At 42.7% G+C, this 19399-nt stretch carries 22 protein-coding genes and 1 other RNA gene; 8 read left to right on the top strand and 15 right to left on the bottom strand.

Annotated features, from left to right (window positions below; genetic code table 11):
• Positions 1 to 4: 4 nt before the first annotated feature.
• From MNR06_RS12800 to MNR06_RS12815, 4 genes are all read right to left on the bottom strand, one after another.
• Positions 5 to 814 (bottom strand): DUF3187 family protein, encoded by an 810-nt coding sequence (locus tag MNR06_RS12800; RefSeq protein ID WP_243536671.1) that lies wholly within the window; start codon positions 812 to 814, stop codon positions 5 to 7.
• Positions 815 to 982: 168 nt separating this feature from the next.
• Positions 983 to 2161: a sensor histidine kinase gene (locus MNR06_RS12805; RefSeq protein ID WP_243536672.1), complete on the bottom strand. Its 1179-nt coding sequence runs from the start codon at positions 2159 to 2161 to the stop codon at positions 983 to 985.
• Between the two features lie 173 nt (positions 2162 to 2334).
• Positions 2335 to 2556, bottom strand: coding sequence for a translation initiation factor IF-1 (gene infA, locus MNR06_RS12810; protein WP_243536673.1), 222 nt, complete (start codon positions 2554 to 2556; stop codon positions 2335 to 2337).
• 35 nt (positions 2557 to 2591) lie between these two features.
• Complete coding sequence (locus MNR06_RS12815; protein WP_243536674.1) at positions 2592 to 2900, bottom strand: RNA recognition motif domain-containing protein; 309 nt, start codon at positions 2898 to 2900, stop codon at positions 2592 to 2594.
• A gap of 276 nt (positions 2901 to 3176) precedes the next feature.
• Between MNR06_RS12815 and MNR06_RS12820 the strand changes: the two genes are divergently transcribed.
• Positions 3177 to 3347 (top strand): hypothetical protein, encoded by a 171-nt coding sequence (locus MNR06_RS12820; RefSeq protein WP_243536676.1) that lies wholly within the window; start codon positions 3177 to 3179, stop codon positions 3345 to 3347.
• A gap of 331 nt (positions 3348 to 3678) precedes the next feature.
• Positions 3679 to 4959: an MFS transporter gene (locus tag MNR06_RS12825; protein ID WP_243536678.1), complete on the top strand. Its 1281-nt coding sequence runs from the start codon at positions 3679 to 3681 to the stop codon at positions 4957 to 4959.
• Between the two features lies 1 nt (position 4960).
• On the opposite strand, the gene MNR06_RS12830 is transcribed toward MNR06_RS12825, so the two are convergent.
• Entirely contained in the window at positions 4961 to 7129 is a 2169-nt protein-coding gene (locus MNR06_RS12830) for an adenylate/guanylate cyclase domain-containing protein (protein WP_243536680.1), read from the bottom strand.
• 280 nt (positions 7130 to 7409) lie between these two features.
• Between MNR06_RS12830 and MNR06_RS12835 the strand changes: the two genes are divergently transcribed.
• The 3 genes from MNR06_RS12835 (at position 7410) to MNR06_RS12845 (ending at position 9369) form a co-directional block, all read left to right on the top strand.
• Positions 7410 to 8138: a L,D-transpeptidase gene (locus MNR06_RS12835; RefSeq protein ID WP_243536682.1), complete on the top strand. Its 729-nt coding sequence runs from the start codon at positions 7410 to 7412 to the stop codon at positions 8136 to 8138.
• Between the two features lie 94 nt (positions 8139 to 8232).
• A complete protein-coding gene (locus tag MNR06_RS12840; RefSeq protein WP_243536684.1) occupies positions 8233 to 8871 on the top strand; it encodes a hypothetical protein in 639 nt (212 codons plus the stop codon).
• A 72-nt stretch (positions 8872 to 8943) separates the two neighbouring features.
• Positions 8944 to 9369 carry a hypothetical protein gene (locus tag MNR06_RS12845; protein WP_243536686.1) on the top strand — a complete coding sequence of 142 codons (426 nt, stop codon included), beginning with the start codon at positions 8944 to 8946 and terminating at the stop codon, positions 9367 to 9369.
• Between the two features lie 32 nt (positions 9370 to 9401).
• Here MNR06_RS12845 and MNR06_RS12850 read toward each other — a convergent pair whose 3' ends face one another.
• The 8 genes from MNR06_RS12850 to ffs all read right to left on the bottom strand — a co-directional run bounded on the left by MNR06_RS12850 (position 9402) and on the right by ffs (position 15145).
• Positions 9402 to 9794 carry a hypothetical protein gene (locus MNR06_RS12850; protein ID WP_243536688.1) on the bottom strand — a complete coding sequence of 131 codons (393 nt, stop codon included), beginning with the start codon at positions 9792 to 9794 and terminating at the stop codon, positions 9402 to 9404.
• Positions 9795 to 9858: 64 nt separating this feature from the next.
• Entirely contained in the window at positions 9859 to 10389 is a 531-nt protein-coding gene (locus MNR06_RS12855) for a 4'-phosphopantetheinyl transferase family protein (RefSeq protein WP_243536690.1), read from the bottom strand.
• Between the two features lie 19 nt (positions 10390 to 10408).
• Positions 10409 to 11374, bottom strand: coding sequence for a quinolinate synthase NadA (gene nadA, locus MNR06_RS12860; RefSeq protein ID WP_243536692.1), 966 nt, complete (start codon positions 11372 to 11374; stop codon positions 10409 to 10411).
• A gap of 316 nt (positions 11375 to 11690) precedes the next feature.
• Positions 11691 to 12284: a GTPase MglA gene (mglA, locus tag MNR06_RS12865; protein ID WP_243536694.1), complete on the bottom strand. Its 594-nt coding sequence runs from the start codon at positions 12282 to 12284 to the stop codon at positions 11691 to 11693.
• Positions 12284 to 12898 (bottom strand): recombination mediator RecR, encoded by a 615-nt coding sequence (gene recR / locus MNR06_RS12870; protein ID WP_243536696.1) that lies wholly within the window; start codon positions 12896 to 12898, stop codon positions 12284 to 12286. Before recR ends, mglA begins: the two co-directional genes overlap by 1 nt.
• Entirely contained in the window at positions 12899 to 13222 is a 324-nt protein-coding gene (locus MNR06_RS12875; RefSeq protein ID WP_243536698.1) for a YbaB/EbfC family nucleoid-associated protein, read from the bottom strand.
• Position 13223: 1 nt separating this feature from the next.
• Positions 13224 to 14999, bottom strand: coding sequence for a DNA polymerase III subunit gamma/tau (gene dnaX, locus MNR06_RS12880; protein ID WP_243536700.1), 1776 nt, complete (start codon positions 14997 to 14999; stop codon positions 13224 to 13226).
• A 48-nt stretch (positions 15000 to 15047) separates the two neighbouring features.
• An RNA gene (ffs, locus tag MNR06_RS12885) (signal recognition particle sRNA small type) lies at positions 15048 to 15145 on the bottom strand.
• 433 nt (positions 15146 to 15578) lie between these two features.
• Between ffs and MNR06_RS12890 the strand changes: the two genes are divergently transcribed.
• Positions 15579 to 15950: a hypothetical protein gene (locus MNR06_RS12890; RefSeq protein WP_243536702.1), complete on the top strand. Its 372-nt coding sequence runs from the start codon at positions 15579 to 15581 to the stop codon at positions 15948 to 15950.
• A gap of 52 nt (positions 15951 to 16002) precedes the next feature.
• Here the strand turns inward: MNR06_RS12890 and MNR06_RS12895 are convergent, their stop codons facing one another.
• Positions 16003 to 16572: a lipocalin family protein gene (locus MNR06_RS12895; protein ID WP_243536704.1), complete on the bottom strand. Its 570-nt coding sequence runs from the start codon at positions 16570 to 16572 to the stop codon at positions 16003 to 16005.
• A gap of 194 nt (positions 16573 to 16766) precedes the next feature.
• Entirely contained in the window at positions 16767 to 17996 is a 1230-nt protein-coding gene (locus MNR06_RS12900; RefSeq protein ID WP_243536706.1) for an isocitrate dehydrogenase (NADP(+)), read from the bottom strand.
• A 198-nt stretch (positions 17997 to 18194) separates the two neighbouring features.
• Here MNR06_RS12900 and MNR06_RS12905 point away from each other — a divergent pair, with 198 nt between their 5' ends.
• Positions 18195 to 18845, top strand: coding sequence for a hypothetical protein (locus MNR06_RS12905; RefSeq protein WP_243536708.1), 651 nt, complete (start codon positions 18195 to 18197; stop codon positions 18843 to 18845).
• A gap of 116 nt (positions 18846 to 18961) precedes the next feature.
• Positions 18962 to 19369 (top strand): COG4315 family predicted lipoprotein, encoded by a 408-nt coding sequence (locus MNR06_RS12910; RefSeq protein ID WP_243536710.1) that lies wholly within the window; start codon positions 18962 to 18964, stop codon positions 19367 to 19369.
• Positions 19370 to 19399 lie beyond the last annotated feature (30 nt).

Consider the following 19399-nt stretch of genomic DNA (forward strand, 5'->3'; position numbering starts at 1 on the left):
AGCGCTACCAAAGTTTTGATTCAACCGATAAATAAACGAACACACCAGTTTCATGTTCAACGGCGGATGGTCCCAAACCAAACACCGCACCTAGGCCCGGAACAATTTCTGTTTCTTCTCCGACATCAAAGGCTGTGCGGATTCCGGGAACAAGCAGGTATGAGGTGCCTTCTGCCTTTTGACCTTCGCCTATCACTTCTTCCTGACTGTTAAACACAAACTCGCAAAGTAGATTGGTTTTCTCTGTCATGAAATAGACAACACTGCTAGCGAAATTATATCCGAACAATGATGCTTTTTGGTCGGCAGCATTTTTTGCATCGGGCAGATAGGTGAAACCCAGGTTCCAATGGTTTGCCCATTTATCGTTCAGGGTGATTGAAACGGATTGGTTGAATTGAAGACCTAAAACTCCGGAACCAAAACCTTTTTGATAATCGCCCGTAGGCATAATCAGTGACAGACGGGGCGCCATTGAAATCATTTGATTGTTAAAAAGTTGGTATCTGTAATTGATTAGCACATCATCGATGCCAGTTTGATCTGCGCCGTTTTGGTCTAAACTTTTATTTACAGGAATTACGTAAGAAATCTGGTGGGCCTCGCCCCCAAGCGGAATCTCATTAGTGAAAGTATAGTTCCAATCGTTGCTGCGATCGGAATATTGAAAACCTTGGATGAATTGAAGTACGCCTTCTTCCTGGTTATAGGCTTCTTCGATTAAGAATGAATTGTCTTTCACCGGTGCCGCAAAAACGACAACCGGAGTTATTAAGAATGGAACAAAAATTTTTAATATTGTTTTACCTAGCACGTGCACTTCCTTTTTATTATTAAGATGCACTTAGGGTAAAAAAACTGATCAGGTTCAGGTAGAAAAAATAAGTCTAGATTTCAACCAACACTAATCTAGATCAGGGTTTGCTTCATACATTCCTTCATCTATACCGAAACGAAAGAACGATGATAGTGGGCTGTGACACTAATTCTTTGGTCCTTTTGGAAGTGTAAAATAAAATATTGTTCCTTTGCCAGGGCTCGAATCTGCCCATATTTTTCCTCCGTGCAGTTCGACAACTTTTCGACATGTTGCCAATCCGATTCCTGATCCTTGATAGGTGTCATTGCCATGAAGCTTTTTATATAATTTAAATATTTCAGTCTTATAGGTGGGATCAAAACCGATACCGTTATCTTGCAGAATGAATTTCCACATACCCCCGTCATCCTCGGCGGTAATAATTATTTTCGGGGGCTCTGCACGTCGGAATTTTATGCTGTTTGATATTAAATTTTGAAAAAGCTGATTAATGAAATCCTCATCACCTAGAACCAGGGGAAGATTTTCATAATCTATGGTGGCGCCGGTTTCTTGCACTATTTTTTTTAGATTTTGCTCAGTAGATTTTAAAATTTCATTAATATCTACACTTTTAAATTCTTTAACGGGAGTAGATAGTCTTGAATAGTTGAGTAGGGAATCAATCAGCCGCATCATTCTTGCTGAGGCCTTTTGCATTGTTTCTATATATTTGATCGAGTCACTTTCGGGGGGCTCCTTTAATTCGTCTTTAAGAAGCTCTAGATAACCTGCGATTGTTGCAAGTGGCGACTTTAAATCATGGGCCGCGACTGAGGCAAATTGGTCAAGATCTCGATTGCTGACCTCAGCATCAAATAAAGCATCCTGTATTCCTTGTTTTTGAACACTGGCAAATTCTGTAGCCGCAGAAGAAATAACACTATCTATCGATTCATCTATTATCGAGCGAACCTCATACGAAAGGACTTTGTGGTCGTGGAGCTCTTTATTTATGATCTGACGTAAGATGCTAAACTCTTTAAAAAGGTCAGGAAGGAAGTATCCGCGAAAAGTTGCGCGAAGCCCACCGTGTTCGCCAGACATTCCTTTGTAAATGTCTGCATGCTCGGGATTGTCATTTCTTTCAATTTTTTGAATAACTTCATTTAAAAACAGTTGCAGCGTATTTGACATTTCAGCCGAACTTTTATCCTTTGCTTGGGATACTAATACCGACCGTACATTTTTCTCCCATTCAGCACGAATCTTTTCACGGTTAGTCCTTAGCACGTCGGCGGCCTTTTTATTGACAGCCGTGCTTTTTCCAAAAGTATCTCGCTCTGGGGAAGTTGGCTCCATGAAGATGTGTCCTTCTGACTTTGCGATAAAATAAATCAATGGTAGCCGAGGAAACTTGGATGTTTAATCTGTATTGAATCAGTAACTACAATAATTCAAATTTGCGAAAAAAAAATATCGCAGGATGAATAAAAAAAGAGAACGGTATCTATCCGTTCTCTTTAAAATGCACTTTAGAATTTATGTCGATGAAGAATTAAACCGTGGGTGGGATCGTAAGGTGACATGCCAACTGTCACTCTGTCTCCGACCACAACTTTGATTTTAAACTTTTTCATCTTTCCACACAGCTTTGCTGAGATATCAACACCGTTTTCCAACGTTATATAATAAACCCCGCCGCCGGATAGACTTGAAACTTTTCCGTCAATGCTTACTAGATCGTCTTTCGCCAAAGGAACCTCCTTTCAGTGAAAGGAAAGTTCTTTTTTTAGTAACGAGAACGATTGTTATAGCTGCTACGTCCGCTGCTGCGGTTGCTGTCTCTTGGAGCCATTGGCTTTGCTTCACTTACGTTTAAAGCTCTTCCAGATTGTTCGCTGCCATTAAGTTTTTCCATTGCAGTTTGTGCTTCAGAGTCGCTCGACATCTCAACAAAAGCGAAACCTTTGCTGCGACCAGAATCACGGTCCATAACGATGCGTGCAGATTCGACTTGTCCGTATTGTGCAAAAAGATCAGCCAAATGTTCGTCACTGATATTGTATGAAAGGTTGCCTACGTATAATTTTTTTCCCATTTTTGCCTCCTAAAAAAGCTCGGGGCCATTCGAAGAAAGACAAAAGGAAATCTAATGAATTAAGTGAACGACTATTTAGATCACCATACACCACCTTTATGTGGGCAAAGATACTTTTAAATTTTTAATTTTGCCATATCGAACACCACTGACTTGAGCGCGTCTAGTCTGTGAATCTTAGGGAGAATGTTTCAAATGGCAGTAGGCTCGGTGAATTTACATATTGATCGGTAAATCAGCTAGATCATCATTGAACTATCTATCAGGAGGAATCACATGGCTACAAATCCCCCTAAAGGTGATGGACACCGTAATGGCGCAGTCAGAGGTCGTTCTCAAGTTAATAATTCAAAGACGGATCATTGGACTAAGCGTGGGCCTGATGGAAAGTTTTTGGATCAGAAAGCAGATGAAAAACCTTTTAAAGGTATTCGCAAAGAAAAATAGAAAAGGTTATCGGGTGTTGAAAACTAACTCCGACACTCTTTTTCTAAGGAGTGTCACCTTCTTTTATTTTTTAAATTGATACCATCTATCTGGAAATGAGGACCAAATTCTTAGATCTTAGATGGGTCTTTTCTCCAGATCCTTTTAAAACCAGCAATTTTAAAAATTCCTGGCACCATCCTTGCTGAGTAGTGTTTTACTAACTTTCCAGGGAGGAAATATGAAAAAGCAGTCAACACTCCTACCGGCACTATTCTTCGGCCTTAAGTTACGACTATGTCCACGACTTACGATTAATTTTTAATTGAAGTGAATAATTCTGAAGTTTCCAATGCAAGTATTTAAAAACAAGCACTTTCCTTTTATTTTTCTGTGGACCGGTGAATTTCTATCTTTGTTAGGTTCGTCCTTAACATCCTTTGGAGTTGCGACGTCTGTTTTTAATAAAACCGGCAGCGCTTCTGCAATGGCTGGATTAGTCTTCTGGAAGTTTTTCGCGCAGATTTATTTTAGTCTATTTGCCGGGCCTCTGGTTGATCGGTTCCCTAAGAGAAGTCTTCTTTTGCTATCAAATACCTCGTTATTAGTGATTTCAATTCTTCTGGTTTTTCATTTCAGAATCGGTGGATCAATGGCGCAGCTATATATTTTGATGGCTGCGATGGGTATATTTGACAGCATTAAAAATTTGACGTTTCAAGCCTCAGTGGTTGAACTAGTAGATGAATCTTCTCTCGGGAGATTTAACGGCGTAGCTTCTATTTTTGAAAGCTTACCGTTGGTTGTAGGCCCGCCGTTAGCTGCTGCCGCTATTTCTCTGGTTGGAGTTGAGACTTTGCTATGCGCTGATGCGTTTTCATTTATGTTTGCTTTATTTCCAGTTGTTTTTCTGCCTTCAAAGAAATCATCTTCGATTCAAGTTTCTAAATCTATTTCCTTTGCAAAAAATTTGGTGTTGGGGTTTGAGCAGATATTCAACAATAGATCCCTATTAAGCATGCAAATCTTTTTCACGATTCAAAATTTTCTTAATGGAATTACCGGAGGACTCGTATCGGCTTTTATACTTACGCGATTTTTAGGTGATAATTCTTCATTAGCGCTGGTAAGTTCCTTTATGGGTGCTGCAGCCGTTCTTGGTGGAGTTTGGCAAAGCACCTTTCCTGCTAAGAAAATTACTTTTTTAATATTCTGTTTAACTGCTTTAGGAGCTTTAGCAGGTAGAATATCTATCGGATTTGGCCTGGGGATTCTTGGTTTAGCTATTGGTTTTTCAATTCGCTCATTTCTAACTCCAATTATCAATGCTTGTAATCAGACTTATTGGCAGGAACGAGTAGACAAATCTGTCCAGGGGCGAATTTTTGGAGCACGTCGTGTTTTAGGACAAGGCCTCTATCCCATTGCTGTTGCTGTCGGGGGATTTTCTGCTGGTTACTTTACCGATTCATTAGCAGCTTTTTGGCTACCGAAAGCCTTAGCCTCACAGGTTGGGGCAGGCTTAAGTTTGTTGTTTATTGCAGTTGGAACTTTGGAGTTTATTTTTGCCCTCGGAGCAATGTGGCTTTTATTTCTATCTGTGAAAAGAAATAACTCGAGCCAGGCAACTTAGCCTAGCTTGCATATCTTTGAGAGCTATTTACATCAGTGACATGCCACCACTGTTGTAATTGCTCTTTTCCTTTTACCTTTATTGGTTCAAGGGGAGTGGCAACCAACTTTGTTCCTATCTTTTCGTACATTTTATCTGTGACCACTAATTGTTGCCGTTTTGCTGTGGATTCCGCTCTCTGTGCGGTGTTTACCGTGTCACCTACCACTGTATATTCCATGCGGTCTGAGCTGCCGATACTGCCTGCTACTACTAAGCCTGTGTTTAAGCCGATGCCCACGCCGATCTCTGGTAAGCCTTGGGATCTTAGTTCTTCATTGATGCTATCTACTTGTCTTAACATCTCTAAAGCTGCGTCGACTGCTTTTTGTTCTTTGTTTTCAATTGAGTTTGGTACGCCCCAAACGGCCATTAAGTTATCACCAATAAATTTATCGATAACTCCGCCGTGATTTTGAACGATTTTAACCATGCGTTCAAAGAAGTGGTTTAACATTTTTACGACTTCTTGTGGGCTCGTCTTTTCAGAAAGCGATGTGAAGCCACGGATATCGGCGAACATCACAACTGCATCTACGCTTTGACCGTCGATGCGCATTTCTGTTTCTAAACCATCTAGAATTCTATCTGCCACTTGGTGATCTACGTATTTTCTGAAAGTCTTTTCGATCTTTTCACGTTTTTCTAATCCCGCACCCATGCGATTGATCGCGTGACCTAGGTGACCGATTTCGTCTTGGGAAAAGACTCTTACTTTTGTGTCGAATTGACCTTTTTCAATCATCGCTACTTTTTCCATCATCTCAGTCAGAGGTTGAGTGAAGGCTTGGGCGATAATTTTTCCTAAGTGCAAAGCAGAGAAAAGAGAAACTCCCCAGAAAACTAAGTAGCTAACTAAGCCATCTACCACTTTTGCGGATGGCATTTGGCCAATTAGTAACGGAGCGCCTAACGTTGCCCAGTTAGAAACAAAGTAAGAAATCAGATACGGGAATGTCGCTGCGATACCAATCCAGCGCAAAGATACAGAAAGACTTTGGCGTGAATGCAGAAAGCTCACCATCAACGAACCGATTGTTGCGTATAGAACTAACGAACAGAAAGTGATGATACCGTATTTTAAATCTGGGATATCAATTGTCGGCGCAATCGTTCCTAACACGACAAGTGTTGTGAAAGAAATGAGAACTCTTGTTCCCGCTGACATCTGCTGCAGTTTTTTAGCTAATAACGTACCATTCAACACGAAATAAAATAACTTACCGATAAATTTAAAAATCGGGGAGTACACCATCGATAACAATGGTTTGAAAAGTAAGAACACTTGAACTGCGACAACCAAAAGTAAAGCACCTACTGGTAAGGCTTTGCCAGTTTGCCAGAAGCGGAATGCTAGTAATGGCGGAATAAAAAGAATAATCAGCGGCATCCCGATATTGAATTCTTGCCAGTCACTGAAAGCGCGAATTTTTCTGTACGCTAGAACAAGTCCCAACATCCAAATCAAAGCAACGATCGAAATACTAAGAGCAGTTGGATAAACTAATGCCAACACATAGGCCATCAAGTAAATACGGCCCGGATGGTCTGCTGCTTTTTCGATGTAGGTTTTAAACAAGCCTTCAGCCTCATCACGATGTCCGCTTTCAAATTGTTTTGAAGCTAACATCAATAGCGGACGAGGATCGCCAGGCGCGGCTTTGATAGCTTCCTGCAAAGTGCTGATCTGTTTTTCTGGATCTCCCAAACGCTCATAGATCTCATTGATCATCAGATAGTCTGAGATGTCTTTATCCTTTTTCACTTCCACTTCGCGCAGGATCGGCACCAGGTCTTTGACCTGCGCCATATCCAATAACTTTGGAACGATGGATAGGATCTTAGATTGTTCAAAGATCTGTTTTGTTTCAGAAGCATACCGACCAATGCTTTGTTCTGATTGCGTGCACTCTGCGATGGTTTGCAAGGCTGCTAGGTCTTTGGCATCAAGGGCATAAATAGAACGAGCTAAAGGTAAAGATGAAAGGCATGAACCCTTAGGGGATTCTTGGGCTAATTTGTCTTTAAGGGCGCGGAGTTGCTCAGGATTAGCGGTCGCTAAAGCTGCAGGAGTCAGAACAAGTCCCAACACGAAGATCGCTGCGAATGAAAAGTACCTTAGAAATGCCACGATAATAAACTCCTTAAGCCTCAAAAGTGATCGACATAAAGTGGCTTTAAATGAATAGGAGGGCTCGGGATTCTGTTCTTAGGTCTGGGAAAAGCCCTTCGATTTTAGCTAGTTAACTGGTCCTTTCAGAGCATTTAGGTCATTGGGAAAATTTTTTCTGACAGGCCATTTGTTACAACGTGACCAAAATTTGTACGCGGTTTGAAAAGATTTTGTTAAACCTCCTCCGGCTTGAATTAATAGAATTTTCGCAATTCGTGAATTGCAGGAGTTATCGTTCATGAAAAGACTAGTTACTGTCTTCTCTCTTTTGTTAGTGGCAATGTTGCTTTCGGTTCAATCGTTCGCTCAATCAAAAAAGAATCTTATGATTGAAGATACTTATGAAGCTCCAGTAGGGCGTCTATTCAACGAAGCCGCTTACTTTAAAGGTAATACCTACCTTAACGAATACACGAACGTCATCGTGATCAACAAAGCTGCTAAAGGTCCAACGGCGCAAACACTTCGTCTTTACACAAACCGCCAACTGATCCTTACAACGGATGTTTCTACGGGTCGCGAAGACATCGAAAAAATCGGTGCAGTTCGTGGTGTAGTTAACAAAATCTTTAAAGGTGCTACTTCTTCTCACTGGAGACACACGACTCGCGGTTTTTATTCTGTTAAACGCATTGAAGGACCAAACTACAGATCAGGCGAAAGCAAATTCAAAATGCCTTACGCTATGTTCTTTAATGAAAAACGCGGTTTAGCAGTTCACCAAGTGCCACCAGATCTTTCTGGCGGTGAATCAGCGGGCGAGGCTATGTTAGGCCAACGCGCTTCTTCTGGTTGTGTGCGCGTTCATAAAAATACTATTTACCAAATTCATGCGACTGTTGTTGCAGCAGACAGAGGCCACATCCCAGTACTGGATACTAAAACTGGGCAACCTCTTCGCGACCAATATGGCCAGGTTCGTTATGAGCGTGGCTATAAAACCCTTGTGATTGTTGAAGAATACTAGATTTTACTTCGACGGACACAGTCTTGACCTCTTTTAAAAAGGGGCATAGAAAAGGCAGGTATTTTGGTACCTGCCTTTTTATTTGGAGCCCACCATGGAACTTTTAGATTTAGTGAACATCCCTGACGAAAAACGTGACCATCAATGGGAAATCGATTTTTTCATGGCAGTGACGAAGGGAAACCTAAAGCTTCTTCATGATGCTCCTCAAAAAGGACCTGATAACTGGCCATATCTTTTGGCTGAAACTGGGCCTGACGCTACAGAATCCGCAAATAAGATCATGCAGTGGACAGCACTAAAAGGCGTGGGCTTAGTTGTGAACCCTCGTAAAGACTATCCTGATTATGTTTTTACTTACGGCATGCTTTGGCATTTTAAAGAAACAGGTTTGTTCTATAGAACCGCTGAAGAAAGCCCCGTTGGAACATTGGAACTACAGGAAGGTCAAAAACTTCATGCGGGTCCGCCGGCGCCCCATTATCTTCCACAATATGTTCGTAACATCTTAAAAGAATTCTTTAGAGACCAAGGTGTTCATCGTCCAAAAATTCTAGTGATGAGCATGGATCGTAAACACTACGATCTGGCATTCTCTTTAGAATCACTAGGCAACCCACCAACCAGAGAGCATCAAGGCATCGCTGAAGCGATCAGCTGGTTCTTGCCGCCACATTATTCGGTGGCACTTGTGTCTGAAAAGGGTTTGCCAGCCTTCGTTGATTTAGCTTAGTTAGATTTCCCTAATGAAATTTGAATGGTGACGGATTAAAGGGTACTTGCTTCCTATGAAGGAGGTGTCCTTATGAAATTTCTAGGCGCCGTTTTAGTTTTTGTTTTTTTCGGTTCGATCGCATCTGCAAATACTACTTATGAACTTAAGTGCAAAATGTCCGATATGGGTGCTGTTTGGAGATCTCTAAATTCAAGCAATGTGCTTTCTTGGATGTCGTTTAAGCAGTCACCAACGAAATATACTGATAGCTTACCCCAAGGCTACTGTGCGTGGATGGATCGCGGAATGCATCCTAGTGAGCCTACGACTCTTGCTGAAATCTCGATAAATATAATGAGCATCTATGAGGTGACTTACAAAGGAATGCCGACTCTGGTTTCGGCGCCAAGTGCTTGGGTTGCGAATAGCAAAGTTCCTGGAAAAGTTATGACCTTTAAAGTTTTTGCGACAACTGTTCCTGGCTTGGCGAACCCAGTGCTAAGATATATTCCGTAAATAAAAAAAGGGACCGCGAGGTCCCTTTTTAATTAATCCAATTCGCCTGGATTCGGCAATAAATCCATCAGACATTCACGCCAGTACTCTGGCGCCTCATCACTGTAATCAACAGCCACATAGAAACCTTTTTTACCTAAAAGCTGCGTTCGTGTGATGATACCTGAAACTTCCAGATTCATTTCTTCAAGATGCATGAATACACGATCACCGATCAAAGCATCTAAAGTCAGATTTTTGCGTAAAGCTTGCGGGATTAAATCTTCTCTTTTTATCAAAAGCAAAAGTCCCGTTGATGAAGCTTCTACGATCTCACTATTCTTTGCGATTTTTGCAAAGTCATCCAGCGACGTGAGATATGAAATATGAATGGGAGAGACTTCTTTCCTTGGAGCCACTCTGCGATTTGTTTTTGTGCTTCCCATTTTTACCTACCTTAAAGAGTTCAATATCCTTCTTACTAAACTCTTCGGCAGTCCTGGACCAAAGTTAAGAGTGAAATATAAAAAAGCTGTAAGAGTGAGTGTCGGTGTGAATGCATACGCCTCTATTTTCAGAGGGAGAATTGAAGTTTGCGGCGTTCAGTAATTTGAATGTCTCAAGATGAGAATCAATTTTTTGCCAGTCCCCTACAGTAATTGCAGAGACTACCGAGGGCTGTTCGAAGGTTTTTAGAGCCTTGAAAGCGGCTTCCTTCGCGCACCACAAAGCGGAAAAGGATGGAGCAGCGTGAAGTTCACCCTCTGATGAAATGCGCGCTATCACGGCTTCAGACACTCTGGTTTTTAATTCCACATCAACACCAATTGGGAAAGTGCAGCTAGCTAAGACTCCCACATCCGCACAATGGGAAATGGATGAAAAGATTTTTTCGGTAAGACCCAAGGAACTGCGGAAGCTGTGAATAAGCTCACGATGCCCAGGGTTTTTTGATCCCCAGCATTCGTCTGTATAAATATTTAAATCAGAATTTTGCAGATATTTTTGCAGGGACTCGATAACGCTTTTTGAAAGAGTCATAACAAGTCCCCGTATAAGACTAAACTGTGAATGCCTCAGGCCAAGAGACTTGTTTGCCGCTAGTGATATCCATCATGCGGTCTAAGGAAACTTTGGCTTTCAGGCGTAAAGCTTCATCAAGTTTTACTTCTGGCTTGTAAGTTTCTAAAGCCCATTTGATTTTTTCCATGTTGTTCATCTTCATGTAAGGGCAGTTATTGCATGAACAGCCAGAATCAAGAACCGGAGCTTGAATCAGTTCAACATCGGGACGTTTTTTTTGCATCTGATGGAAGATTCCTGTTTCAGTTGCCACGATGAATTTCTTTGCTGGATTTTTTTCTACTTCTTCCAGCAGGCGAGAGGTAGAGCCAATCACGCTTGCGTACTGAAGAACGGAATCATCACACTCTGGATGCGCGATGACGACGGCATCTGGGTGTTGAGCGATCAATTCAACCAGGCGTTTTGCATTAAATAGAACGTGCACTTCACAAGCGCCATTCCAGTATTCAAAGTCACGACCTAGTTTTTTAGATAACCAACGACCCAAGTGTTGATCTGGGCCAAATAGGATTTTGCGATCTTTAGGAATTGATTCAACGATTTGCTGAGCGTTGGAAGAAGTGATGATCACATCAGAGATGGATTTAACTTCGGCGCTAGAGTTGATGTAGGTCACAGCAACCGCATCTGGATATTGTTGGCGCCAAGCTAGGTACTTGTCATAGGGCGCACCCTTAACAAGGGAACAGCTCGCTTCCATATCAGGAACTAAAACAGTCTTAGTAGGATTTAAGATCTTCACACTTTCAGCCATGAACACAACACCAGCTAACAAGATTGTATCCTGCTGAACTTGTTGCCCCATCTTAGCTAAATAAAAACTGTCGCCCACATAGTCGGCCACATCTTGGATGTCTCCGTCTTCATAGTAGTGAGCAAGAATGACTGCGTTTTTTTCTTTTTTAAGTCGCTGAATATCAGCCACAATATCGTAAGCCATAACCCAATCCCTTTAAGGTTTCATTCTATCAAAAACAAACCTTGAGAGGGCTCATATACTCCCGAAATAGCCCCTTTGACTAGCCCAAAAGCCATACCCAACAAGACTTCTCTGTTGAAGAAGCTAAAACTGCCAACTTCTCGAATTTCTTCTTAATGCTAAAAACGATTTAAAGCACAGAGCTTGAGATTGGGAGGGAAATCTTTGATCAAGTTCCGCAGACGAGGGCAAAAGCCGAGTAAAAAACGAGAAAAATCACGAGCGAGGACTGTCCGAAGAGCAAAGAGCTCCCTCCCAATCTCAAGCGTTCGTGTTTCTAAAGCGTAGTTCCGCCTTTAAGGACGTTAATAATAGATTTAGAAGCAGTTTTAAGCGATTCAAATACACCTTTTCCCTCAGATGCGCAGCCTTCGATTTCAGGGGCATTGTAAGGATTTAGGGCGCTTCTCATTTCAGCTAAAGAAGCTACATTTGGAAGATCCCGCTTATTGTATTGCATGATCAAAGGGATTTCGCGGATGTCATAGCCTTGTTGTTCAAGGTTGCGCTCTAGATTTCTTAGAGACTCTAAGTTTTCATCCATACGCTCAATTTGCGAGTCAGCGACGAAGATGACTCCATCAAGACCTTTTAGGATCAGCTTTCTTGATGCATCGTAAACAACCTGACCTGGAACAGTATATAAGTGAAAGCGCGTCTTAAAGCCTCGGATTTCACCGACGTTCAAAGGTAGGAAGTCAAAGAACAGTGTACGCTCAATGTCGGTATTCAATGCCACCAGCTTGGATTTTTGATCCTCAGCCGTTTTTTGGTAAACCCACTGAATGTTCGTTGTTTTACCGCCCAATGAAGGACCGTAATAGACAACTTTGCAGTGAATTTCTTTAGCATTGTAGTTAATAAAGGACATTACAGCTCCACTCTGTTTTGCAGGGCGCGACCCATAGTTCTATCATCTATGAAATCGATGTCGCTGCCAATAGGAACTCCATGGGCAATGCGAGAAAGTTTCAAACCTTTCCCTTGAAGTTGCTTTGCTAAGTACAAAATGGTCGTATCGCCTTCAAGATCGGCATCCAACGCTAGGATAACCTCTTTAATCACCGGGCCGTTGCCCTTGATTCCTTCGTCGATACGCTCAATTAGTTCTTTAATTTTCAATTCTTGGGGACCAATGCCTTCTAGCGGAGAAATAGCTCCGTGAAGAACATGGTAACGACCGCGGAAAGCGCCCGAAGATTCAATTCTCATGATATCAGCAGGTTCTTCGACCACACAGATTGAGTCGTCAGCGCGGTGAGCGTCTTCACAATAACGGCAAAGATCTGAATCCGTGTAGTTAAAACAACGTGGGCATTCGTGGATCTCTGCCTTTACGCGAAGAAGGGCTTCGCTTAAATGCTCAGGGTAGTCGTTATTGGTCTTTAGAATAAAATAAGCCAAGCGCTGAGCAGTCTTTGGCCCGATACCGGGAAGACGGCTCAACTCATGGACTAATTTTTCTAAAGCGCCAATGTGTAACAACTAGAACATCCCTGGAATATTCATGCCGCCAGTGATTTTTTCCATCTCTTTTGAAGATGTATCTTTGGCAGTTTTGATTGCTTCGTTCGTGCAAGACAAAATCATGTCTTGAAGCATTTCTACGTCGCCAGCTTTCAACACTTCTGCATCGATAGTCAAAGAAGTAAGAAGATGATCGCCGTTTACTTTAACTTTTACAGCCCCACCACCAGAAGAAGCTTCATATTCTTTCTTAGAAAGCTCTTCTTGAGCCTTTTTCATTTTCATTTGCATTTGATTGGCTTGCTTCATCAGCTGAGCCATTCCACCAGGCATGCCTTTCATATTATCTCCCTGCGCCGTCGCGCTTAGTGTCCACTATGGATTTGATTTGCCCTTTGAAAACATCTTGGGCGGCTTTCACCATAGGGTTTTCAGCGATCTTATTGCGAAGATCTTCTTCAGCCATTTGCACCTTTTTTTGCTGCAAAGCCTGAGCAGATTCTCCGACTTGATCGCGTGTCATTAATACCTCAAAAGAATACCCACCACCCCAGTACGAATCAATAAATCCTTGAAGTTTTTTGCGCACTTGCGGGTCAGCCATTTGCTCTTTTAAAAACGCTAATTTTGCAGGAACGCCAAGGCTGATCAGCTTTCCTTCTTCTTTCGCAAAAAGTAAATTTTCAACCTTCGCAGCAAACAGAGCATCATCTTGGCGAATCAGTTCAACAAAGTTCACCCATTTTTCAGCAGGAGTGCTTCCTGTTGCCACTTTAGGTGATGCTTCTGCACTCGCAGGGGCTTCAGCTTTTGTTGGTTGTGGAGTTGTTTTAGGAGCCGCAGCTTTTTTATCCAGAGCTGCTTTCATCGCCTCTAATCCTGCAGGGGCATCACTGACTTTTTGCGATTCATTCAGTCTGCGATGTCCTTTAACGGCAGGAGCTACCGGCGGAGTGTAGGGCCTGGCCCCACCTGCGCTGTGAGAAGATGGAAGACCGCCCTGTAACAAAGTTTTCAAATCAACAAGCTTAGGGGCAGAAGCCATTCTCAAAAGCGTCACTTCTAAAACGATTCTTGGATCTTGGGCACGGGGAATATCGTTACCGCCCTTTAAAGCCATGTCGAAGAGCATGTGAATGTCTTCTTCAGAAAGTCTCTGCGACATTTCAGTTAAAGTTTGTAATTCAGAATCAGGCATTTCTAAAATTTGACCCGCTTGGCTTTCAGAAACCTTCACCAACAACAGATTGCGGATCATTTCTAAAAGATCTTGAGAGAATAAATGCGGTTCAAAACCAGCAGCGGCGATTTTTTCGATCACTTTTAAAACTGCTTGGGAGTCGCGATCGATCAGGGCGTTTACTGTTTCAAATAAAAGCGCGCGATCAGTAAGACCAAGAATTTCGACAACGTTCGCGCGAGTAAGAGCACCATTTGCAAACGTGATCACTTGGTCTAATAAACTTTGCGAATCACGCATGGAACCGTCACCTTGGCGGGCGATCACCCACAAAGCTTCATCTTCAGCTGAAACGCCTTCTTGATCACAGATCAGTTTTAATCTTTCCGTGATTTGGCGAGTGGAAATTCTTCTAAAATCAAAACGCTGACAGCGCGACAAAATCGTTTGCGGGATTTTGTGCACTTCAGTTGTCGCCATAATGAAAACCACATGGCTTGGTGGCTCTTCTAAAGTTTTTAAAAGAGCATTGAAGGCACTTGTCGACAACATGTGAACTTCGTCGATGATGTAGATTTTGTAGCTGCCACTTGAAGGCATGAATGCCACGGTTTCGCGAAGTTCACGAATGGCATCAACACCGTTGTTGGAAGCTCCATCGATTTCGATCACGTCAACGCTAGAACCCGACGCAATTTCTTTACAAGAGTAACACTCGTTACATGGCACAAAACCTTGAGCATTCGGGCAACGAAGGGCCTTAGCTAAGATTCGCGCAGAGGAAGTTTTACCAGTACCACGAGGACCTGTGAAAAGAAGTGCGTGAGGAAGGCGGCCATTTTTCAGAGCATTGGTCAGAGTTTGGGTAATATGATTTTGCCCGACGACGTCAGTGAAAGATTGTGGACGCCATTTGCGTGCAATCACCTGATAAGACAAAATTACCCCTACGTAGCAGACTTGATTCTGACTTAGTCAGAACAAAAAAGTGGCCGAGCACCCCATATCACATAGTCCCTCGAGTGCCGTTGCTTCCTTCCGGACCTAGCGGATTCGTCAAGGGCGCTATTGTATGGGACCCGGCCATGGGCAGGTTTACCTGACTCGGGGGCTTGTTTCATTCGATAACTCTCTGTGCCATCGAGGGAATCTTTGGAGGTAAATTCCTGCTGATCGGCACGGCCTTCCAGGCCTCGTCGCTTCCCCTTCGGGGAGGGCCATCCAGGCCCCGCGAAGGCCGACCAACAGGAATTTACCTCCAAAGATTCCCTCGATGGAACCGAGGTCCTCGTAGGAAAGTTCCGTCAGATAGAACTGCTTCCATCTGAGCAGGGTTTCTGGCTGGTGCGCTTGGCGCACTTCGCGGTTTGCTCGTGCGCTATGCGCCCTCGAGGGTAGGCTGGTGCCTTTGGCACTTCGCAGTACCGGAAGGTGCCTGCTTCTTTTTTGGGTCTACAGCGCGTTACTGATGGGAGTGCTTTATTTTGCGATGATAGGATTTTTTCTAAAGGAGATCTTATGAAAAACCTTATTTGCGCTTTGATCATTCTTCCGTTTCTTGCTTCTGCTCAAACTATTGGGGTTAAAGACATTCCTGCTGATGGTGAATCTTCTACTACCATTGAAGTTAAAAAAGGTCGCAACACCGATCGTGAATTTGAAATCGTCACTAACGAAGATGAACTTGAAGGGGAGGCGGCTCCGCTTTTGAAAGAGGCTCGTGCTAATTGGAAAAAGGCTTGTGCTGATTGGAAAGCTGAAACGAAAGATCTTAACAAAGAAAACCAAGTTCTTTCTTTAAGCTGCGGGAAGATGACTTGTACTACTGTGGCTATGGAGTCTACTTGTTCTTCGACTTCGAAGTACAAAGTTAAGGTTCGAGTAAAATAGTTTTCTACATTTGAAAATCTATGGAGCTCAGTCGTTTTCCGGCTGGGCTTTTTTATTTTCCTATGTCACACAATTTTCTTTTTTCTGTCAGGCCGCCCTCTTGTGGGGTCGTAAAAAAGTCGCAGGTGTCGTAGTCCCGATCTTCTAGGAATCTGGTTAAGTCAGCGAGTGTGTCGTCGGGAATCCCAGGGGTTCTTGAAAGGATCCATCCGTATTTTCTTGTAGGGTGCCCTACTACGGCGATTTGGTAATCGTCGTCTAATTTAATGATCCAATAATTTCCTGCTAGCAGATAAATGTATTTGTCCTTGAAGTTGGCGAAGGTGACTTTTAGTTTCGCGTTGGTTTTTGGTTCAACTACTTTTCCTCGGCCTTCAGCAACTATGCGTTCGTCTTTTTCAGTTGTGCAGGAATTTAAAACTCTAATTTCTTCTCTTGATAGCACAGTGTATTCAGCGGTTGTGTCTTTAACGCATTTTCTTTGGAAGAATTGAGGGATGGAGGCGATTTCGTGCCAGGTGCCTTGGTATCTTGCTAGATCCACGTACATCACGGTTTCTAAGGGTTTTGCTTCTAAAGAAAACGCAGCAAGGAATAGGAATAAAACTATTAAGAGTTTCATTAGCCACCTCTTTTGTTTTCTTAATTATATGTTGTCCTTAGCAGCTTCTAAACGGGAGTGGTGAAATACAGCTGTCTTAAGTCAGGCGATTATCGAGTTTTTAATGAATAGGTATTTCGTCGCACAGGCCAAGGTCAAAAAAAAGCCCCTGGTTTTATCCAAGGGCTTTTTGGGAATCAGATTTAAAAATCTAATTACATTGAAAGAGCTTTTTTCAAGTTTGAATCAAGCTTTTCAAGGAACGGCTCAGTGTTCATGTATTTGTCTGCAGGAACTTTGTCGCCGTAGATGCAAACTGCAAGGTCTTTAGTCATGTAGCCAGCTTCAACTGTTTCTACGCAAACTTTTTCTAAAGTCTGAGCGAACTTCACTAGATCAGTGTTGTTATCCAAGTTTCCACGGTGCTCAAGACCACGAGTCCAAGCAAAGATAGAAGCAATTGGATTTGTAGAAGTTGGTTTACCTTGTTGGTGCTGACGGTAGTGACGAGTCACTGTTCCGTGGGCAGCTTCAGATTCCATTGTTTTTCCGTCTGGAGTCACTAGAACTGAAGTCATTAAACCTAAAGAGCCAAAACCTTGAGCAACGGTATCTGATTGAACGTCGCCGTCGTAGTTCTTACAAGCCCATACGAAGTTACCATTCCATTTCAAAGCAGATGCAACCATGTCATCGATCAAACGGTGTTCGTATGTGATGCCAGCAACGTCGAATTTTGCTTTGAATTCTTTTTGGTAGATTTCTTCAAAGATGTCTTTGAAACGACCATCGTACTTTTTCAAGATTGTATTCTTAGTAGAAAGGTACAAAGGCCATTTTTTAGAAAGAGCTTGGTTGAAGCACGAACGAGCGAAACCAGTGATGGATTCGTCAGTGTTGTACATAGTCAAAGCAACGCCGTCGCCTTTGAAGTTGTAAACTTCGTGAGTGATTGTTTCGCCACCGTTTTCAGGTTGGAAAGTCACAGTCAATTTACCTTTACCTTTAGTCACGAAATCAGTTGCACGGTATTGATCACCGAAAGCGTGACGACCGATGCAGATTGGTGCTGTCCAGTTAGGAACTAGGCGAGGTACGTTTTTGCAGATGATTGGTTCACGGAAAACAGTACCGTCCAAAATGTTACGGATAGTGCCGTTTGGTGATTTCCACATTTGTTTCAAATTGAATTCTTTTACGCGAGCTTCGTCAGGAGTGATAGTCGCGCACTTGATACCTACGTTGTACTTTTTGATCGCCTCAGCAGCATCAACAGTTACTTGGTCGTTGGTAGCGTCACGATGTTCCATGCCCAAATCGTAGTACTTAATGTCGATATCTAGGTAAGGAAGGATTAGTTTTTCTTTGATGAATTTCCAGATGATTCTTGTCATCTCATCGCCATCGAGTTCAACGACGGGATTGGCAACTTTGATTTTATTCATAGGTCGGGTCCTTTGTTCTTTGATTGCTAAAAGCTCTGGGAATATAGAATGAACAGGCTTTTGTTTCAAAGAAAAATAGCCTGAAAATCTGTCAAACCCACTCTAGACCCAGTAATGACAAGGTCGGTCACAAATTGCTGGTCGCAGGAACTTAAATAGGGTTATGTTTTTCCTTCAAGCCAAAGGAGAAATCTACCCATGTTCCTAAGTCACTTTGGAGTCGCCTTTGCTGCCAAAAAGATTGCACCCAAAATTTCTTTAGGGACTTTGGTTCTTGGCTGTCAGTTGATGGACCTTGTTTGGCCAATGTTAGTGTTATTGGGAATTGAGAAAGTTTCTGTACAGCCAGGAGCGACCGCCTATAATTATTTAAATTTCGAATCCTATCCGTATTCGCACAGTTTGGTGGGGAGCCTTCTTCTTTCTGCTCTTGCAGCCATTGTTTATTTTCTCGTAAACCCTAAGAAATTGTGCGCGGTGATTTTGGGTGCGGTGGTTTTCAGTCATTGGATACTGGATTACATTTCCCACCGTCCTGATCTACCAATCACCGATGATTTGTCCCAAAAAGTCGGTCTGGGATTGTGGAATTCAATCCCTGCCACGGTGTTTGTTGAATTGTTATTCTTCTTTGTCGGGGTTTTTATTTATCTTAAATCATATCCGCCAAAAACAACGGCGAGAAAAATAGGCTTAGCTGTCTTCGCTGCCTTTTTACTAACTATCTTTGGCTTTGCTTCCTTTGGACCGCCTCCACCAAGTGAAGCAACAGGAATTATGATTGCAGCACCTGCTTTAGCAATGTGGATTTTTGTTCCATGGGCCATGTGGATCGACCGAGACAACTAAGGGCAGAATGAAGAATATTGAATTTTGCTAATGTGGTGATTCATCACAACGGGCTTGAATTTATTTAGACTTAGATGGTACCGCTCCCCAGGATATTTATAAATTTGGGGGACCCCGTGAAAATTTTTATTATCTTCATTGCAGTTCTTTGTTTATCACTCATTTCATTAGTGGCTTCAGCGTCAACTTTGACGTCACTCGTGACAAACTCTCAAGGCGAGCAACTTGTAGCCGATGCATACCGAAGAACCCTTTATGTTTTCGATGCGGATCTAAATCAAACAGTTCCAGCCTGCAACGGGGATTGTGCCGAAGTGTGGCCGCCTTATTTGCTTACTGATCAGGATGCGGCAAGCTTAAGTGGACCTTTAGGAAAAATCATAAGAATGAATGGTCGACAACAACTCACCTACGAGGGTCGCCCGGTTTATACCTACGCCTATGATCGCTCTGTTGGTGATGATTTAGGTAATGCAGTCGGGGGAGTTTGGCACTCAATTGTTGTTGGCGATATCGGAAAATAAAAAAAGGGAGACCCCGTGGGATCTCCCTTA

It is taken from the genome of Bdellovibrio reynosensis (assembly GCF_022814725.1).
In the GTDB taxonomy this organism is placed as follows: Bacteria; Bdellovibrionota; Bdellovibrionia; order Bdellovibrionales; family Bdellovibrionaceae; genus Bdellovibrio; species Bdellovibrio reynosensis.

What these genes read in the sequence shown, in the direction of transcription:
- MNR06_RS12805 (WP_243536672.1), bottom strand. Translation starts at nt 2,161, where the DNA reads ATGGAGCCAACTTCCCCAGAGCGAGATACTTTTGGAAAAAGCACGGCT.
- MNR06_RS12815 (WP_243536674.1), bottom strand. Translation starts at nt 2,900, where the DNA reads ATGGGAAAAAAATTATACGTAGGCAACCTTTCATACAATATCAGTGAC.
- MNR06_RS12820 (WP_243536676.1), top strand. Translation starts at nt 3,177, where the DNA reads ATGGCTACAAATCCCCCTAAAGGTGATGGACACCGTAATGGCGCAGTC.
- MNR06_RS12825 (WP_243536678.1), top strand. Translation starts at nt 3,679, where the DNA reads ATGCAAGTATTTAAAAACAAGCACTTTCCTTTTATTTTTCTGTGGACC.
- MNR06_RS12835 (WP_243536682.1), top strand. Translation starts at nt 7,410, where the DNA reads ATGAAAAGACTAGTTACTGTCTTCTCTCTTTTGTTAGTGGCAATGTTG.
- MNR06_RS12840 (WP_243536684.1), top strand. Translation starts at nt 8,233, where the DNA reads ATGGAACTTTTAGATTTAGTGAACATCCCTGACGAAAAACGTGACCAT.
- MNR06_RS12845 (WP_243536686.1), top strand. Translation starts at nt 8,944, where the DNA reads ATGAAATTTCTAGGCGCCGTTTTAGTTTTTGTTTTTTTCGGTTCGATC.
- MNR06_RS12850 (WP_243536688.1), bottom strand. Translation starts at nt 9,794, where the DNA reads ATGGGAAGCACAAAAACAAATCGCAGAGTGGCTCCAAGGAAAGAAGTC.
- MNR06_RS12855 (WP_243536690.1), bottom strand. Translation starts at nt 10,389, where the DNA reads ATGACTCTTTCAAAAAGCGTTATCGAGTCCCTGCAAAAATATCTGCAA.
- nadA (WP_243536692.1), bottom strand. Translation starts at nt 11,374, where the DNA reads ATGGCTTACGATATTGTGGCTGATATTCAGCGACTTAAAAAAGAAAAA.
- mglA (WP_243536694.1), bottom strand. Translation starts at nt 12,284, where the DNA reads ATGTCCTTTATTAACTACAATGCTAAAGAAATTCACTGCAAAGTTGTC.
- MNR06_RS12875 (WP_243536698.1), bottom strand. Translation starts at nt 13,222, where the DNA reads ATGAAAGGCATGCCTGGTGGAATGGCTCAGCTGATGAAGCAAGCCAAT.
- MNR06_RS12890 (WP_243536702.1), top strand. Translation starts at nt 15,579, where the DNA reads ATGAAAAACCTTATTTGCGCTTTGATCATTCTTCCGTTTCTTGCTTCT.
- MNR06_RS12895 (WP_243536704.1), bottom strand. Translation starts at nt 16,572, where the DNA reads ATGAAACTCTTAATAGTTTTATTCCTATTCCTTGCTGCGTTTTCTTTA.
- MNR06_RS12900 (WP_243536706.1), bottom strand. Translation starts at nt 17,996, where the DNA reads ATGAATAAAATCAAAGTTGCCAATCCCGTCGTTGAACTCGATGGCGAT.
- MNR06_RS12905 (WP_243536708.1), top strand. Translation starts at nt 18,195, where the DNA reads ATGTTCCTAAGTCACTTTGGAGTCGCCTTTGCTGCCAAAAAGATTGCA.